This is a genomic window from Nostoc sp. (assembly GCF_036918015.1).
Lineage (GTDB): Bacteria > Cyanobacteriota > Cyanobacteriia > Cyanobacteriales > Nostocaceae > Nostoc.
The window spans coordinates 1-17,665 of the sequence record NZ_JBALEO010000053.1 but is presented as its reverse complement, the minus strand read 5'-3'; the positions used below and the strand labels follow the sequence as shown (position 1 = coordinate 17,665).

The 17,665-nt window shown below is 42.3% G+C and carries 11 protein-coding genes; 2 read left to right on the top strand and 9 right to left on the bottom strand.

The window, feature by feature from the left end; genetic code table 11:
• Positions 1-48: 48 nt before the first annotated feature.
• Positions 49-1,542: a CIA30 family protein gene (locus V7K61_RS12210; protein WP_335053562.1), complete on the bottom strand. Its 1,494-nt coding sequence runs from the start codon at positions 1,540-1,542 to the stop codon at positions 49-51.
• Between the two features lie 229 nt (positions 1,543-1,771).
• On the opposite strand from V7K61_RS12210, the gene V7K61_RS12205 reads away from it, so the two are divergent.
• Positions 1,772-2,572 carry an RMD1 family protein gene (locus V7K61_RS12205; protein ID WP_335053561.1) on the top strand — a complete coding sequence of 267 codons (801 nt, stop codon included), beginning with the start codon at positions 1,772-1,774 and terminating at the stop codon, positions 2,570-2,572.
• A gap of 393 nt (positions 2,573-2,965) precedes the next feature.
• Here V7K61_RS12205 and V7K61_RS12200 read toward each other — a convergent pair whose 3' ends face one another.
• From V7K61_RS12200 to V7K61_RS12170, 7 genes are all read right to left on the bottom strand, one after another.
• The gene (locus V7K61_RS12200) at positions 2,966-8,455 is read right to left on the bottom strand and encodes a trifunctional serine/threonine-protein kinase/ATP-binding protein/sensor histidine kinase (protein WP_335053560.1); all 5,490 of its coding nucleotides are present in this window, start codon (positions 8,453-8,455) and stop codon (positions 2,966-2,968) included.
• A gap of 606 nt (positions 8,456-9,061) precedes the next feature.
• Positions 9,062-10,942 carry an iron uptake porin gene (locus V7K61_RS12195; RefSeq protein WP_335053559.1) on the bottom strand — a complete coding sequence of 627 codons (1,881 nt, stop codon included), beginning with the start codon at positions 10,940-10,942 and terminating at the stop codon, positions 9,062-9,064.
• A gap of 44 nt (positions 10,943-10,986) precedes the next feature.
• Positions 10,987-12,003 carry a phosphate ABC transporter substrate-binding protein PstS gene (gene pstS / locus V7K61_RS12190; protein ID WP_335053558.1) on the bottom strand — a complete coding sequence of 339 codons (1,017 nt, stop codon included), beginning with the start codon at positions 12,001-12,003 and terminating at the stop codon, positions 10,987-10,989.
• 34 nt (positions 12,004-12,037) lie between these two features.
• Positions 12,038-12,682: a hypothetical protein gene (locus V7K61_RS12185; protein WP_335053557.1), complete on the bottom strand. Its 645-nt coding sequence runs from the start codon at positions 12,680-12,682 to the stop codon at positions 12,038-12,040.
• 59 nt (positions 12,683-12,741) lie between these two features.
• Positions 12,742-12,879, bottom strand: coding sequence for a hypothetical protein (locus V7K61_RS12180; protein ID WP_335053556.1), 138 nt, complete (start codon positions 12,877-12,879; stop codon positions 12,742-12,744).
• A 29-nt stretch (positions 12,880-12,908) separates the two neighbouring features.
• Positions 12,909-13,973, bottom strand: coding sequence for a substrate-binding domain-containing protein (locus V7K61_RS12175; RefSeq protein ID WP_335053555.1), 1,065 nt, complete (start codon positions 13,971-13,973; stop codon positions 12,909-12,911).
• Positions 13,974-14,441: 468 nt separating this feature from the next.
• A complete protein-coding gene (locus V7K61_RS12170) occupies positions 14,442-15,947 on the bottom strand; it encodes a cyclic nucleotide-binding domain-containing protein (RefSeq protein ID WP_335053554.1) in 1,506 nt (501 codons plus the stop codon).
• A gap of 100 nt (positions 15,948-16,047) precedes the next feature.
• On the opposite strand from V7K61_RS12170, the gene V7K61_RS12165 reads away from it, so the two are divergent.
• On the top strand, positions 16,048-16,215 hold the full coding sequence (locus tag V7K61_RS12165) for a hypothetical protein (RefSeq protein WP_335053553.1): 168 nt from the start codon (positions 16,048-16,050) through the stop codon (positions 16,213-16,215).
• Here the strand turns inward: V7K61_RS12165 and V7K61_RS12160 are convergent.
• Complete coding sequence (locus V7K61_RS12160; protein ID WP_335053552.1) at positions 16,189-17,565, bottom strand: adenylate/guanylate cyclase domain-containing protein; 1,377 nt, start codon at positions 17,563-17,565, stop codon at positions 16,189-16,191. The genes V7K61_RS12165 and V7K61_RS12160 overlap by 27 nt on opposite strands.
• Positions 17,566-17,665 lie beyond the last annotated feature (100 nt).

Sequence of the window (17,665 nt, the reverse complement as noted above, 5' to 3'; positions counted from 1 at the left end):
CCTCCTCGCTTGCGGGGAGGGGTGCGGGGTGGGGTTCTTATACCTCACTCAACCGAGAACCTTTATATCTGGTTGTAAGTTAGAAAATAAATTCTGCCAATCGATATTGACAGTATTTTCTCCCTGTTTAATCTCAAATGTGACGTTAGACGCTTTTCCTAGTTTTAGCGCTTGCACGCAAAGTTCTGCCACATCCTCACGGCTGATTTTGCCTCTAATATTGTCACCTTGCTCAAATATTAATTCCTTACCACCTGCGTCTTCAGTTAAAGCACAAGGTCTAATAATTGTATAAGGAATTCCACTTTCTCTTAAACTATCTTCTCCCTTCAACTTCCAAGTTAGAATTCCTCCCAATTGGTCATTTAATTTCACTGCCGGCGGTTCTTCATCTAAATTAATACCAGGGCGTCCGGGACGAGTCACACCTGCTGAACTGACGAGGATAAATTGTGGTAAAGCTGTCCCGCCATAAGCTTTAAGTGATTCCAACTGGAAAGTAAAACCACCTGCGGAAAATTTGGGATTTAAAGCGCCATCGTATTCAAATTTGCTCAACATCAGTTGAAACGAACAAATTCTACTTTGCTCAATTGGCGGCGCATCTTTGACAACTTTTGCCCGAAATACGGGAATCAAATCTGCAAAGGGAATGTGAATATCTATCCAGGTATTAGCTACAGTATCGAAAGAATAGCTATAGCCAATACCATCCCATGTTGTATCTGTCCGTAGAAAGATTTTATAACGCTGACCATCACCTTTGACACGCAATTTTACACCTGCGTAACCAGATAAGTTGAAGGGTGGATCAAAATTCTTCGTTCTGACAGAAGCAAATCCGCCAGAGTTAGCGGTGGAGACATTACCCGCAAATAAAGCTGTATTTTCTACTAATTGGATATTACTGGCACTCACGCCACCCATGACGACATCATCCAACGCCCCCCAGTTATCCTTTAATTCTGCTGATGGCTTGGTGAAATCAAATATTAGTTTTTCTTTTGCTTGGGGTAAATATTTTGCCGCCGCTTCGACTAAGTTTTTGACTCCTTGATATTCTACATTTTCGGGAGTATCGCCAACAATTTCTGGCTGGTAAAATTTGACACCTTGATAATATTTGGCTCTGTCTGCTGTGTCTCCCTCAACTGGTTGTACGCGTACTGCTGTGCAACAAATTACAGCTTGGATATCAGAAAGAACTAAAGGAGTTAAAGTTTCTGGTTGCGTGATATCCGCAACTACTAAATCGATATCATTACCAAGAATTGACCGCGCTTTGTCAATATCTCGAACTAGGGCGCGAACTTTATAACCTTGTTGGAGCGATCGCTGCACGACTCGTTTACCGACACCACCTGTTGCACCTGCTACTAATATTACACCCACGTTGCTTCCTCCATTGGGTCTATATTGATTATCCTGAGGACGACCTTGGATTAATTGCTGTACCCAGTTAAGGAAAGGAATTACCTCAAAGTAAGTCAGGGTTTCGATAAACCTGCCTAAGTCCCATTGAGAACGATTTTTGTCAGTCATATTTGCGTCCTCATAACTTTATTCACTCTAACAATTTTGGAGGGAGTGTCGTTCAATTACTTGAAAAGCGCTGTAATTTATTCAGGGCGCAAGAGTATCTAAAACAGGGCATGGGGTGTAGGGGAAAGACGAAATGGTAAGCTGAGATTGTAGTTATTTCTGACAACAGGCATAAATTACTATCGCTACCAGAGCAGTAAAGCAGGCAGAATATAGCTTCCGGGCAACAATGCAAAAACTCCTTTTTAATGACAAAGATAGATTTAGAGCGCAAGCCCTATTCCTTGGTAAAGGTATTAATTTACAGACGCTGGAGAATTATGTTTGCTTGGCGAGTATGCCAGTATTGGTTAAAGCCGGTGAAGAAGGCTACGCAGTACTCTTGGGCTATGGTGCAGTTGTCCTGTTTAACCTTGAGCCTGTAGAAAAGGTAGCCTTTTTGACCAAACTATCCTCTCAAATTAGCGGCCCTTTTGCCGACCCGGAAACAGAAGAGGTGGAAGTCCATCTCAGTATTAGTGAAAGTGAACGAGCTAAAGAAGGAAAAATTTTACTGCATGAATTGAGTATAGAACGCTTGCAAATAGTGGCTGATATTCTCGCCAAAAGTGTTGTACTGTCTCACTATGAAACCAGCCTAGCGACTGTATTCGATCAAATTGAACCGTTTGCAGCTAGTCTTCAGCGTGAAAACAGGAGTAGACAACAAAGCCGAGAATTACTGCGTCAACTAGGGACTACCCTATTAGTTCAACATAAGATTGTAGGTCAAGTAGAGATTATCGATAAGCCGGAGTTACTCTGGGAATCTCCACAGCTAGAAAACTTATATCTGCGCTTGGAAGATGAATACGAAATCCGCGAGCGTCACCATGCCCTGGAACGTAAACTAGAGCTAATTGCCCAAACCGCCCAAACGGTGCTGGAGTTCATGCAGCATAGCAGTAGTCAGCGAGTAGAGTGGTATGTGGTGATTTTGATTGTGGTAGAGGTTTTACTGTCACTTTATGATATCCTTTTCAAAGGCTAATGCTAAATTTGGGATTGTGAGAGAGCGATCGCAACTACTCAAAATTCAGTGGTAAAATCGACCTATTTTACAGCAGTCTTCATGTATTTGAACCACATCTATCGTAGGGGCACAGCATTGCTCATAGGTTTTAACTTAAGGTGAAAACTATATCAGACACGCGTTTTGCAAATCCCTCACGCCCTCATCCCCTAACCCCTTCTCCCAAAGGAGAAGGGGAATTGAATGTCTAGCTCCCCTCTCTCTTGGGGAGAGGGGCTGGGGGTGAGGGCAAAACATTTTCACCAAGCGGGTTCACAGAAAGAGCTATCTAATAGGGCTGAAAAACAGACCACAATGATGAAACCAATTAATGTTTGCTCAAGAAAAACTAAAAAACTATCAGTGTTCAAACTACCGGGGAAAGTTACTAACTTCCTGGCAAACTGGAATACGGATTTGAAACTCCGCTCCCTCGCCGGGTTCTGAAGTGCAAGACAGTGAACCACCATGTTTTTCGGTGACAATTTGGTAGCTAATCGACAAGCCCATACCTGTTCCTTTACCCACAGGTTTTGTGGTGAAGAAAGGATCGAACAAGCGTTGCCGAATAGACTCTGGTATACTCATCCCATTGTCTGCAATCCGAATTTCGACTTGATGAGCGTCAATTTGTGCAGTGTGAATAGTAATAGTTGGAATTTTTATTTGTCCTTGATTGTCTGTTAATGACTCTTCTAAAGCATCAATCGCATTACTCAACACATTCATAAATACTTGATTTAGCTGTCCTGCATAGCATTCAACTTGGGGCAGATTGCCGTAGTGTTTAATAAGCTCAATACCCGGACGATCTGACTTTGCTTTGAAGCGATGTTGCAGAATCATCAGGGTACTTTCAATGCCCTCATGAATATTAACGGCTTTAATTTCGGCTTCGTCCATGCGTGAGAAAGTTCGCAAAGAAGCGACAATTTGGCGAATTCTGTCTGCCCCAACCCGCATAGAAGACAGTAGCTTGGGCAAGTCTTCCAGCAGAAATTTTAGATCCATCGCCTCTACTTCTTCCTGAATCTCTGGATGGGGAGATGGGTAATGTTTCTGGTAAAGTTCCAGCAGTCTCAGCACCTCTTGGGTATAGGTGTTGGCATGAGTTAGGTTGCCAAAGATAAAATTGACTGGATTATTGATTTCGTGGGCAACGCCAGCGACTAGTTGCCCTAAGCTTGACATTTTTTCGGTCTGCACAAGTTGAGCCTGGGTTTGTTGGAGTTTGTGCAGGGATTGTGCAAGTTGTTCAGCTTTTTCTCGCTCGCGCTTTTCGGATGCTTGGAAAGCTTCATTTTTAGCTTCGAGTTCTTGTGATTTGGCTTCTAGTTGTTGCGAGTAGGCTTGCAGATTGGTGTAAAGACGGGCATTGTCGATCGCAATCGAAATTTGTGCTATCAACAGACTCAGCACATTTACCCGTTCTGGAGTAAAAGCACCAGAAAGGAGATTATTTTCCAGGTAGATAATACCAGTAAACTTGCCAGAGTGAATCAACGGCAAACACAAAATCGATTTGGATTGGTAAGTGGTGATATAAGCATCAGCCGCAAAACGGGAGTCTTTAACAGCATCGTCTAAAACCAGATTGTTTCTGGTTCTTTCGACATAATTTAATAAGGCAACTGGGAGTAAGAGGGAATTGGTTTTCTCCTCTGCGTGAACAACAACACTAACCTCCTTACCTACAACTATTCCCATCGCTTCTAGCAGCCATTTATTCTCGTGCTTGACAATAAAGTAACCTTGTTGAGCGCCAGCATTTTCGATGACAATCTTCATCAATTTTTCGAGCAGGTGAGTTAGCACGATTTCTTCTGACAGCACCTGTGCAGCTTTCATCACTGTCATGAAGTCGAGAATGTGAGCGCCTCCTGTAGTCGTAGAGCTTGTTTGAAGAGTGTGCAGGTAATTCGTTTCTATTTTTTCTGTGTTTGACCGCAAAATTAATTGTGGATAGCGTGTTTCTAAATCTTTGACTTTAGCAACAGCACCCCAATGGCTATAGGCGTAGTAGGCATTAGTCATATAGATTTGAGCAATCGTTTCTTTACCCCATGACAAATAAAATTTGGCTGCGAGTTCGTGGGCGATCGCTTCTTCGTTGATATACTCGTTTTGTTTGGCAAGTGCGATCGCTTTTTCATACATCTCGATCGCTTCGATTTTTTCGCCTAAAACCCGATGCCGTTCTGCCTCTACCAAATAGAATTTGTGTAAATGATTCATTGGCGCATAATCCGCCCATTTTTGGATTTTTTCTTGATTAGCTTGGACGCGATCGCGGAGGGCCTTTTGCTCTGATTCTTGGGCGTTAGGATACACCGCTAGCCGTAATAAAGAATCGTAAAAATTGAATACAGGAACAACGGGCATTCCTACCACTGCATCTAAATACTTCTCTGCTATAGCGAGATTCTCAATCGCTTCCGAGTAATTTTCAAACCAATAACAAAGCAAAAATTTGTTCAAATATATGTAGCAAACTCCCGCATTGTCGTTTGCTTGCTGGTGCAGTGGCAACCTTATCTGTTCATCGCAGGCTTCACCCTTAATTAGGCAGGGATTTTCACTTTTTCCCAGTAGATTTAAGATAGCTTGCCAATAGATTTCTATATAATGAAGCGCTGTTTCTTGCTTAATTTTATGAATAGCATCTCTGTTTCTTGCTATCTCTGTTTCCAGGACAGTCAGTTCTTTACCGCTAAAGTAAGCTAAACAGGAGTACTGAAGTAGACTATAGCCTGCATATTCTAAATCTCCAGTTTCCATGCCGCTAGAGTAAGCTGACAGCAAAGGCTCTAAGGTTTCTCTTAGATGCTCCTTCCAATGTCGGATAAATAGATTTACGATGAAAACTGTCTTGGCCTTGATTTCTTGAGCATTTAACTTTGACACTAAATTTAAAGCCAACTGACCAAATTTATAACCTGAATCAATATCTCCCACAATGGCACAAAGAAGAAAACCATAATTGGCATAAGCAAACCCAGAAAGGGCAGCATTACCATATTGGACGGATAATTGTACTTGTTTGCACACCGTCAAGGGCAACAGTGCAGGAGCAGCAATATATGCAGGAGCAAAGATACTTGACAAAAGTCTAATAGCTGCTAATTTATAGCGATCGCTCATTTGAGGTAGCTCAATTAAATCCTCAATTCGCGTTCCACTCAAAATTGCCGCCGTGTCCGCCAATCCTTGCCCAATATCTGACAGGTTCGGCTCTTGGGGAAACTCCACTCCTAACACCTTTAAAACTTGTAGCGCTGTGTTAACCGCTTCTAGCAGCCTGTTCTGCGCCATATAAGCTTGCATCTGGACTTCATACACTTTAATTTTGTCCAGTAGCGTCACAGCACGGTTTTGGACGATCGCAAACAATCTCTGCATTTCTTCAAAATCACCGCTTAAAAAAGCTGCCTCTGCCGCTTCTGAGTGCAGTGTTAATGTCAGTGCATATTCACACTTCCAGCTTTCTTCTGCTAACAGTCCCAAAGCAACTTGCAAATATTTGATAGCGGAATCATGGGCTGTGGCTGCCTTTGCTCTCTGACCGGCGATGAGGTTTAGTTCTGCAAGTTGATATTTTTCTGTTTCAGATATCAGTAAATCAGTACCGTAATTGAGTTGATTAACTAAAGCAAATATATTTTCTTTGCGTTCTTCTGGTGTCGTATTTTGCAGCAGTAATTGACCAATTTTTAGATGCGTTGCTTGCTTGCGATCGTCGGGAATCAGAGAATACGCAGCTTGCTGTACGCGGTCATGTAAAAACTTGTAATCAACCTTGACATCCGTTAAATTAATGCCGCTAAATTCATCTTGACCAAATACTAAGGGAATTTTGTAATCCTGACTTAACGGCAAAATCAACCCAACTTCCAGGGCTGACCATAATTGAGCCGCAGTTGTGAGAGAAGATGCTTCATTAACGATCGCTAATACATCTAAGTTAAAAGTATTACCAATACAAGCAGCCAGTTTGAGGACTTGTTGCGTTTCTAATGACAGTTTGCGAATATTTCTCGCTGTCAGTTCAACCACATTCAGGTCGCTAATGCCGATCGCTTGAATATGTTGAATATCCCACTGCCATACTCCTGAATGGAAGTCGTATGTTAGTAAGTCTTCTTGGTGTAGGGTTTTCAGCAGTTGTGTTAAGAAGAAGGGGTTCCCCCCGGTTTTGTGGAATAGTAATTCTGCTAGTGGCTGACTGTGTTCTATGTGATTCAATGTATCGCCAATTAATGCTTCCACATCCGTTAATTGCAATGATGACAAGACGATGTTATTCACCACCGCACCAGAGGATTGAATTTTGGACAAACTCATCATCAATGGATGGGTGGGGGAAACTTCATTATCACGGTATGCCCCGATTAGTAATAAATATTTGCGCTCAGTATCCGTCATCAATCGCTCAATTAAGTTCAGTGATGCCGAATCTGCCCACTGCAAGTCATCTAAGAAAACAACCAAGGGATGGTCTTGGTTCGTGAATACCCCAATTAATTGCCCAAAGACGCGATTGAAACGATTTTGAGATTCTGCGGCTCCCAGTTGTGTAACAGGTGGCACAGTTCCAATAATTAGTTCGACTTCGGGAATCACATCAATAATGACTTGCCCGTTTTCTCCCAACGCAGTTAACAGTTTCTCTTTCCACCCTTGGATTTGGGCTTCGCTTTCAGTTAGTAATTGCCCAATCAAAGATTGGAATGCCTGAATCAACGACGTGTATGGAATATTGCGTTTGAATTGGTCAAACTTGCCTGCAATGAAATAACCCCTTGCCCCCACAATCGGTTTATGAACTTCATTGACGACACTCGTCTTGCCAATGCCCGAATAACCAGAGACGAGCATAAATTCGCTGCTACCATCTGCTACACGCTCAAATGCAGCCATCAATGTTGCTACTTCTGCTTCGCGTCCGTAGAGTTGTTGCCCAATCAAAAAATGCCCAGATTTGTCCTGTCTCCCTGGTACGAAGTTTTCAATCTTGCCAATCACTTGAAGTTGAAACAAGCATTCCTCTAAATCCGCTTTCAGTCCCCAAGCGCTTTGATACCGCTCCTCTGCTGTTTTCGCTAACAGTTTCAAAATAATTGCACTAATCGCCTCTGGCACATCTTCCAGAACACGACACACGGTTTCACTACAGGGTGTGACTGGCATTTTGGCGATGTGACAGTAAATTAACTCCATCGGGTCACTAGCATAAAATGGCAGCGTACCTGTTAGCATTTCATACAAGGTGACACCCAACGAATAAAAGTCGGTGCGATAGTCGCACACTCGGTTCATTCTGCCTGTTTGCTCAGGCGACATATAGGCAAGTGTACCTTCAAGCAAATTAGGATTGCTCAAAGTAGGATTTTCTCGATCGAGGCGCGAGGAGATACTGAAGTCAATCAGTTTGATTTCCCCTGATTCGGGATTAATTAAAATATTGTGCGGCTTAATATCTTTATGTATAATTTTTTGGGCGTGTAGCTCTCCTAAAGTCTGTGTCAAATTAATCGCCACCTTGAGAAAAGTAATCAAGGTAGTTTTTTGAGTTGTAATCATTTCTTTGAGCAAGCAACCTGGAATATCTTCTAATACCAAAGCCAAACCATGCTGATAATTCTTTAGCTCGTAGGCTTTAACAATGCCAGGAATTCGCAGGGACTCAATGATTTGATATTCGTGGCGCAGTCGAGCAATATCTTCCAGGGGTGGATGTTCGCACAGAAGAGTTTTGATCGCCACAGAGACATTATCGGTTTCTCGCCGTCCACGATAAATGACGGTTTTACTACCGGAGTGAAGGGTTTCGAGGAGTTGATAACCAGATAAACTAGCTGTCATTGTTTTTTCTTGCAAAATTAGCATTCTTAATATGCCCATGCAAGTTTAGCTTTGTAACATTTGTGACGAGAATAAGCAGATTTTTACGATATGTTACATAAAGAAGTTGGAACAAAAGTGTATATTATTACTTGATTTTTACGGTATCTTGCATATTTCTGACCTGTGATGAAGTAACGCTTATCCGATCGCAGCCGCAAGTAAAGACATACGCAGGCGAGATTCCTGCGGACACGCTACGCGAACGCCAATCAACCAAGCCTTGAAATAAGAGCAATTCCTTGCTAGATACTTCTACTAACTCGCCATTCCCAGTGTTAAGCCCCCCGATGGCGTCGATCTTACCAAATAACTGAGTCACTAAGCTTGGTTTAGTTAACATTTCTCATCACTATGGCGTATTTGAACTCGAAGAAATTAATGCTGTAGCATTGGCGTTTCCAGGTGTTTTTGTGGTTGAGACATTAAGGCGATCATTGCCAATTTGTAGTATTTAATATTACAAATTCTTTCAGTCCCTATTTTCATTGAAGGCAGTATCTTTTGTAAATCTTCAATGAGAAATTCTAGATCGATTTCCTCTGCACTTGAATTTCTGGGTTTTAATTAAAACGTAAAAGTAGTTCGCAATAATCCAATCCAAACACTATCATTGGCTGCATTATGCTCAGGATTAGTAATCAATAAAACTCCCGGAGTAATAGAAATTCTATCAGTCATTGGATAGCGATAAGATAGCTCAAAATGCATCGAAGTATCCCTATCTAAACGAGCATAAACATCATTACTTATAACCTTCGGGGGCATACCCAAAACAAAATTTAACTGACTACCTAACTTACCCAAATCTGGCACTACCGCAGTAATTGCCCAACTCCAGATGTCAGCATTAGCTCCAATTGAACCATCTAAACCATTAACGCTAGGTGAAGACTCAGCCCTAGCATTGAAATAGCTAATCCAACCACCTAAAATCAACTTATTGCTCAACTTATAAGTAGACTGTAAACCATAAGCATTGGCGGAAGTCGCCGTACTCCCTCCAAAAGGCAACTGAGCAAATCTGCTACCCTTACTCCCAGTTACATTAGGTGCCAAAGCGTAGTATTGACCATAAGTAAAAGCGATCGCTAACTTATTAGATGGAGTATAAGTTACCTGAGCTAAGGCCGTAGATTGACCACCAAACAGTCCTTCCAGTGGATTGCTACCACTCCTAGTTAAATAACTGACACCAGCGGCAATTTGATCGGTGAAGTTATAGTAAACTACAGCACCCGTACCAAAAGCAAACGAATAGATAGGACTTTCAGCACCAAAATTGGAAATAGAAGCAACAGGATTCAGGGCAGGGAAAATGCGAGTGGGAAAGTCAGCAACAGATGCGATCGCCACCTTACCGCGTGTACCTGCGATCGGAAACTCATAAAACAACGAACCTAACATCACATTGTTACCAGTATTGACAGCACCAATCAGGCGAGTCATATCGGTTCCAGTAATACTATTACCAAAATTGCTAACATTCCCAGCTAAAATGTTAGTTCGCAATCGGTCTTTACCTGTAAAACTGGTATCGAAATTCAGATTTGCTCGCCCTGATAAAGTAAGATTTTCATTCAAATCTTCCCTGGGATTTCCTCCAGAAGAAACAGCTTTATTGCCCCCAAAAGCACTAATTAAATTAAACTCTACTGTCCCGCGGAGAACTGTAGTAGTACTAAACTGATGGTCGTCAACAAAGACTAATCGCTGTTCTAAGTTATCTACTTTAGTGGTGAGGGTTTTCAGTTCTGTAGCAAAGTCTGCTTGTAGCCTTTTTACAGATGCTAAGTCTTCTTGATTAGGGAATGTATTACTCAAGCTATAAATTATACGTCCCATCTTGAGCAAGCAAGTATTAAAAGCAGCAGCAAATTCATAACGGTTTATAGCCCGATTACCCTCAAAAGTAGCTTTTTCAGAACCAACAATGCAACGATATTTTTCTACCAAGCTTCGCAGTGCTTCATAAGCCCAATCCCCAGGAATAACATCTCGTAAATCTTCAACCCTGGTAACTTCCGTCATCGCATCTGGTGGTTGGCTATATAGTTGGGGTGGCTGTAATTGGTTAGTAGGAATTTCTTGAATTTTAAGTTGATCGTCAGAGGTTTTTGAGGGAATTCTATCACCAGAAGCCAGTTGATTTTTCAAGGTGCTAGAAACCCCCGCCTTTATAGACAGTTGTGAAAGTTTGGGATAAAATCTCTGGTCTTGTACCTCACTATTCCCTGTTAAGAGTTCCCCGTTTCCTTGAACACCTGAATTAGGAGCTAATTCACCAACAGAACTAACCTCATGATTCTCTAACAAGTTTACAGTTTTTGGAATTTCAGATACTGAAGTATTAGTATGATTTGCTTGCGCCAAGACCGGAGATAATACTAATAAATTACAACCCAAGATTAATAAAGTCAGCGGCAATGGCAGACTCGATTTGCTCATAATTTCTGCATTTTTTCACACAACTAATGGATAATAAATATTTTTTAAGGACGAACTCCCAATTCATTGTTGGCAGTTTCAATCACTTTTTTAGCTGTATCTTCGGGAATTTTCGTGTACCCTAGCTCTCGGTTAAATCCTTGACCCTTAGTTAGAATCCATGTCAACAAATTTTTATTAGCTTGGACAAGAGTTTCGTTGGGATACTTTTTATAGAAGAGTAGCCAACTCAAACTAACCAAAGGATAGCCATCTTCTGGATCGTCAATATCTTCAGTCGTGAAGTCATCGTTAAACTTTATATTAGCTAGAGCCTTTTCCGTCTCTGCCAAAGTTGGTTCCACGTAACGACCAGCCCGATTTTCAATCCTAGCTGTAGGCAGATTGTTCTGACGAGCAAAGCTTGTTTGAACATAGCCAATTGCACCATCAATTCTTCGCACTTCTCCAGCCACTGCACTATCTTGAGTCAGGGCAGCAAAGACCTGAAATCCCCAATTAGGTTCCCGGCTAGCTTCTATCTTTCCGCCCGTAATTTTTCGCAAGTATCTAGTCAGGGTAAAATTAGTACCGCTACTATCGGATTGAACTACAACTTGAATCTTTTTGTTAGGAAAACGGGAATCAATTTGGTTCCAATTGGCAATTTTACCTGTAAATATTTGTGCCAGTTGCTCACGAGATAATTTGATATCTGCGGTGACATCTTCAAGATTGTAAACAATCGCTATTGCCCCTCCTCCTGTTGGTACGATTAACAACCCATCTTGCATCTGATTTTTCTCAATTGGGGTAGGAATTAAAGTAGTACCTGCGAGGTCTACAGTTTTATTGATGAGCAAACGAATGCCACCACCACTGCCAATAGAAGTGTATTGGAACTTGATGCCTGTTTCCCGTTCGTATTCTGCACTATAGCGCTGATAAAGAGGTTCAGAAAAAGTAGCACCACCACCCTTAAGTAATTGGGCAGATGCAGCGTTAGTAGTGAAAGTAATTGTTGTTGCAGTTAGTGTAGTAGCGACAATTCTCTGCCAATTATTGATTGTAAATGTCTTCATAGCTCTATGTCGCCGAATTGCATATTTTTACTTGCTAAATATTGATTTTTTTGCGGTAAATGACTACTTTATTACCATCAGCAGCAATTTCTAACCAAAAATCCCGAATAACAAATTGATAGAAAAGTTCGCCAAGACGCGTACTCCGCCAAGTACTGATAAGTGGATCGTTTGGTGCCCATTTTTTGAAAGCTTTTACAGCAGTTTCTGGAACTCCACTCATCTCTATTTGCTCATCAACTTGAATAAGAGTGCCGCCGGGAGTAACTTGTACTTCAACTTCAAAGCCTTGTTGGTTTTGACCTCTGAGTATGTAGATTAAAGAACCATCTGACTTCAATTCAATTCGGGCTTGGCTAAATTTAGCATTGGTTGCTGTCTTGGCTGAAGACATTGCGGGAAGTGCTACTTCTTCTAGGGGGATTTTTCGGACTATTCCCCCTAGATTTTGGGCTATTAATAAACGAGGCAGGAGGCAGGAGGCTTTATGAGCTTTCTCGGTGGCTCCTCTGCCTTCTGTCTTCGGAGATAAACTTCTATTGTTAGTGAGAGATTGAGCCTGAGCATCAGCCAAATAAACAGAGGAGGTGAGCATAGCTATTCCTGTAATTGTTAACAATTTTCCCGCAGTAGTTGTGCAGAAAATCATCATTTTTTTAGTTGGTTTTTTCTTATTCATTATTTTTAAAGTTCAAAATTACCCGGCGACTCAGTTCCTTTTCTCCAGCATTAAACCAGTCAATTAACCTGTTTAAATAAACCTATATGAACGTGTTCGCCACCAATAATTTTTATCAAAAAGTTATTAGTATCGCTTTGGTCGGAATAAATTTGTATTTGCTTATCAGCCTCAGCTAAATCTCTGTCTGCGTTCATGATTTAAATGTTAATAATTGTCCCACTAACTAATTTTTCTTACTTACTGACTTCAATAACTCTTTATTCCCTTTCACTTGTAAGAACTTAGTTTTTGATTCATCCAATACAGTTGGTTTAACTGGAAGGTAGCCCAGAGTAGAAATTTCTTCGCCCACATAGGTCAAGTAATAGTTAATAAACCCTTCTAATTCCGGTCGGTTCCGAATCGCTTTGGCATCTGCATAAATGTACAAAGGGCGAGTTAGAGGATATTCTGGGAGGAAAGGGTCTACTTTATCAATAGCGATCGCCCTCAACTTCCCGCGGTTTTCTTGATAGGAGCCATACTCTAAAAAGCCAACCATGTAGGGATTAATTAAAGCTTCTGAGTGTAACTGCTCTACAAAGTCATAAGATATCGTATTGGGAGCACTAGTAAGTTGGTTAACGTTCCCCTTGAGAATAGCTTGGGCAAACAAGTCAACTCCTCCCCCAGTACCAGCCCCAGCTGGAACAATGCGTTTAATCAGCTCTTGTGGCCATTTGGGATTCACATCTGACCACTTTTGGACAGTAAATACCTTTGCCAGTTCATCGCGTGTCAGAGTGTTGGGGACAAAATTATTTTCAGAACTAACTACAATAGTCACTGCATCGGTGGCAATTTGAAAGCCTATCGGCTCAATACCTGACTTAGCACAGGCGGCTGACTCCTGAGTGGTAATCGGGCGAACTGCATTGACAATATCTATTTTTTTCTCCTGGCAAAATAGCTTGAAGCCAACGACCGTATCAATACCAGCGAGATTAATCTTGCTAGGATACCCGTCTTGGATAAAGCGTTGAGCAATAGCCTGACTAATTGGCAAAACTACCTGAGTTCCCGATATCGCTATTGTTCCCTCTAGTTCTAGGGGGTTTACCTCTGGAAGCACAATGCCCTGTTTAGTTGAGTCTGGGGTTGAGAGTGATTTAACTAATTTCCCCTCGACTTTCTCAATACCTAAGTTTTCTGGTGAAGATTTGTTCACACTAGCCTGATTGTCAATATTTGCTTTTGAGGTTTTTAATTGACCAGTGCAGGCTGTTAATAGTAAAACGATGCTGAACAAAAATAAGTAATTTCTGAATTTTTTTGCTCTAGTTATTGAGAAAGGCAGAGGGCAGGATAGCGCAGCGTTAGCGAGTCCGCGAGCGTCGGCAGGAGGCAGAAGGAAATTCTGACGTAAGAATTCAGGAGTCAGAATCCAGGAGCCAGAAGGGTTAAAAAATAAGGAGAAATATTTGATGAATGAATTTACTAATTCTATAGATACTTTATTATTCTGACTTCTGACTCCTGGGTACTGAATTCTTACATTCTGACTCCGTGCTAAAGCCCGTGACCAAAGGAAACAAGGGTTTAAAACCCTGACCAAATTTTTAATTTGGTCGCTCTTATTAAGGAGGGTTCTGAATCGCCTTTTTAATAAAACTTTCTGCCTTCTGCCACGCCACTTGCTACTATGGAGGAAACCCCCGCAACCCAGTGGCTCCTCTGCCTTCTGCCTTCTCATTCTCATTCTGATTGATGACATATATTATCTTCCCACCTGCACTCGGCGACCATTATTGTTAATCGGCAGATTATTAATCGGCAGATTTACATCCTCCTTAATTCCTTTGGCAAGTCGAATCAGCTTTTTCCGATCTTCGATATATTCGATAAGTTCTGAGGCAAATTTGTTGTTAGATTCAATTGCTTCAATAATCTCTTGGGCGGGAATCACCACAACCTCAACATCTTCCTTGGCGATCGCACTAACTGGACTGAGTTCTCCTGGAAAGATAGCCATTTCACCAAATGCTTCGTTAAGTTCAAGCTCGTCCACTACCTTACGGTTCCCTTGTTCATCTTTTAGGTACGCTTGTCCCGTACCCTTGAACATAATATAAAGTCCCTCGTCTTCTTTGCCTTCCTGAACAATTAACTCACCCTGACCGTAGGCTTTAAATCTAGCCCGTTCAGCCAGTTTCTCAATCTGATTGTCATTGAGCGTGAGGAAATATGGGAGCGATCGCAAATAAGTTATCAATTCTTGTTGACGGTTCTCTACTACTTGGGGAATTTGACTAGGTATCCCAAGTTTTGCATCGACGTTATACTGAACGGCGATCGGATAGGGAGAAGTAAAACCATAACGCTTTGTCAGATAGTAAAGTCGGGATTTGAGTTCCCCAGAAACGCCAAAGTTTTTTTCAGGTAGTACTTTATAGTAAAGGTCGTAGGTGATACTGGAGTCTCCATAGGAACTAACCGCAGCAAAACCTTCGTCTTCGATGCCATCTATGCCTTTCACCAAGCTACTTAGTGCTGGAATCACCTGATTAGGAGAGTCGTCGTAAGAAAAACTGACAGAGATACTTTTAAAGATTGCTCCCTGACCGTAATTGATAATCTTTGCCTTCGACAACACACCATTAGGAACGTTTAATTTCCAGCCAGGACCTGCGATCGTGACCGACCACCAATTTTGCTCAAGTACCCGCCCCTGCTTTCCGTCATGCTCAATCCAGTCACCCGTTCTGAAGGGTTTAGCAAATAGCAGCAGCAATCCTGATACTAAGTTGCTAAGGGTGTCTTGCAGCGCCAGGGCAATTACTGCTGAAGCTATCCCCACACTGGAACCCAAACCAGTAAAATTTATACTCCAAACTCCATTCAGAATGTGATAGCCAATGCCTAAGATTACTACACCCCTAGCTACCTGAAAGAACAGGCTAGGTACATGAATTTGCCATTTTATCGGTTGCTTTTTTGTGGTCAACAGGGCATTGATTAAAGAAAGTCCCGCCACAATGACGGCAACCCAAGTTAACGTTTCCACAAAACGTGCCCAAGAATCTTTGCCAGCGACGCTTAAAAGCTGTCGCATGACCAAGATCGCAGCTAAGGGCGGTAACACATACTCGCGCACCTGACGCAGAGCGACTGCTAAGGGGTGTTGCTTGCGTTCTAATCTTGAGGCGGCTTCATCAAGCAGTATACCGAACAATGGGAATCCCAGCCCCAAAAGCAATAGCCATCCCAGAAGTGATTTATCCATGACTGTTTTTTTACGAACAATTTTTTAATATCTAAAACCGAGAAAAAGGTGTTATTTTAACCTCCTGCCTCCTGCCTTCTTCATCCTGGATTTCTCATTTGTGAGAAATCCAAGGGGTGTGGGAGGTGTGGGAGGTGTGGGAGGATGGGGAAGAAGTCTTACCCCCCACACTCCCCACACTCCCCACACTCCCCACACTCCTCTTCCCCTGAAGCCTACACAATGCGTGAGAAATCCGGGTTCATACACTTATCTTCTCCAACTCTAGTTTTGCTGCTGCTTCCTTCATAATTTCACTCAGAAATATGTAAGCTTCTTCCCATGCTTTTCGCACTGGCGTAGTAAACTCTACACCCAGTCCTTGCGCCAAAGTCCATAGCAAAGCTTCGCCGACAATATCGTAGTATTCATCCTTGACCCCATAGCCTGCATGACGGCGACCCAAATCTTGAACGGTGGGGATAATCTGCTCTGGCTGACGCAAACCTTCTACTGCAAGTGCAAGCGTATCCATTAGCTTCCGCTCCTGCTGTTTCATATCCCCTTTAAATAGAGAACGCAGGGAGGAGCTTAATTCAAACAGTCGTTGGTAAAACAGTTCGGCAGCCTGATCGGCAATAGGCTTCACTTTTTCAAAGGATGACTGAACCAACTCCACCTGAGTTAGAACTAACTTCCTGGTGGTTATCAGCGTCCAAGTTTCGACCTCTCCCAGACCTTGAATTTCCACGACCGGATTTTGGATGAATGTGTAGCTATCTGCGATCCTTTGGTACACACTCCCAGTCAGTAAAATATAGTTCAAGTGAGCTTGGCTCTGGAGACTGCTGGCTATATACGCTGTTTCTCCCCAAATGCTGTACCCAAATTTTTGTGTCCCTACTACCCCTGCTGTCACAGAACCTACATGAATGCTAATGCGTAAAGCCAAGGCAGAATTATAATTAATATTCAGACGCTGGATAATCTCTAACATTGCTAGGGCAAAATCAACAGTTCGCTGGCTGTGGTCAAATCTGGCTTCGCTGAGTCCGCAAACTGCCATATAGCTTGTACTCAGAGAGTTATGCCTCTCCAACCCGTAGCGTTCTGCAAAGTCGTCAAATTCATCAAATAACTCGGTGAGCAGTTCTGTCATTTCTTGCGGTGAAAGGCGTTTGTTCAACTCAGAAATTCCAGCCACATGAGCATTGAGGATGGTTACTTGCTTGAAGTTGTCAGCAATGGATAGCTCTCCTTGTTTCCTGCGTTCGGCGATCGCTCTGGGTAGAATATTCTGCATGAGAACATCGTTCTCCTGCTTCTTGGTTTCCAGCTCTTCCTTAGTTTGGCGTAATTTGTTTGTCACCTCTTTGAACTCTGTTGCCAATTCCCCAAACTCATCAAGTGACTTTACCTCATCTTCTGTGTCCAGTTCCCCAGCCACAAGTTTCCGGGCGCTATCAGTCAAACGACGCAGGGGAGAGGTGAAAATTTTCGCAGCAACTGCCGCTAAGAATGCTGTTCCTAGCAAGAAAAGCGCCGCCGCAACCAGCAAAATTACCTGTAACTGGTAAAGCGGACGATAAGCTTCCCCCACCTCTATCTCTGCTACGATCGCCCAATTTAACCCGTTCAACTTCAAACTGGACTTTAGACTAAAGGTGAGCGATCAGTAAGTGAGAGGGTGGGCAAAAAATAAAGGGATGCCTGTAATCACAAGCACCCCAGTAACGGAA

Bases quoted from the DNA above. Each gene is read 5' to 3' on its own strand.
- V7K61_RS12210 (WP_335053562.1), bottom strand. From the start codon at position 1,542: ATGACTGACAAAAATCGTTCTCAATGGGACTTAGGCAGGTTTATCGAA.
- V7K61_RS12205 (WP_335053561.1), top strand. From the start codon at position 1,772: ATGCAAAAACTCCTTTTTAATGACAAAGATAGATTTAGAGCGCAAGCC.
- V7K61_RS12200 (WP_335053560.1), bottom strand. From the start codon at position 8,455: ATGACAGCTAGTTTATCTGGTTATCAACTCCTCGAAACCCTTCACTCC.
- V7K61_RS12195 (WP_335053559.1), bottom strand. From the start codon at position 10,942: ATGAGCAAATCGAGTCTGCCATTGCCGCTGACTTTATTAATCTTGGGT.
- pstS (WP_335053558.1), bottom strand. From the start codon at position 12,003: ATGAAGACATTTACAATCAATAATTGGCAGAGAATTGTCGCTACTACA.
- V7K61_RS12185 (WP_335053557.1), bottom strand. From the start codon at position 12,682: ATGAATAAGAAAAAACCAACTAAAAAAATGATGATTTTCTGCACAACT.
- V7K61_RS12180 (WP_335053556.1), bottom strand. From the start codon at position 12,879: ATGAACGCAGACAGAGATTTAGCTGAGGCTGATAAGCAAATACAAATT.
- V7K61_RS12170 (WP_335053554.1), bottom strand. From the start codon at position 15,947: ATGGATAAATCACTTCTGGGATGGCTATTGCTTTTGGGGCTGGGATTC.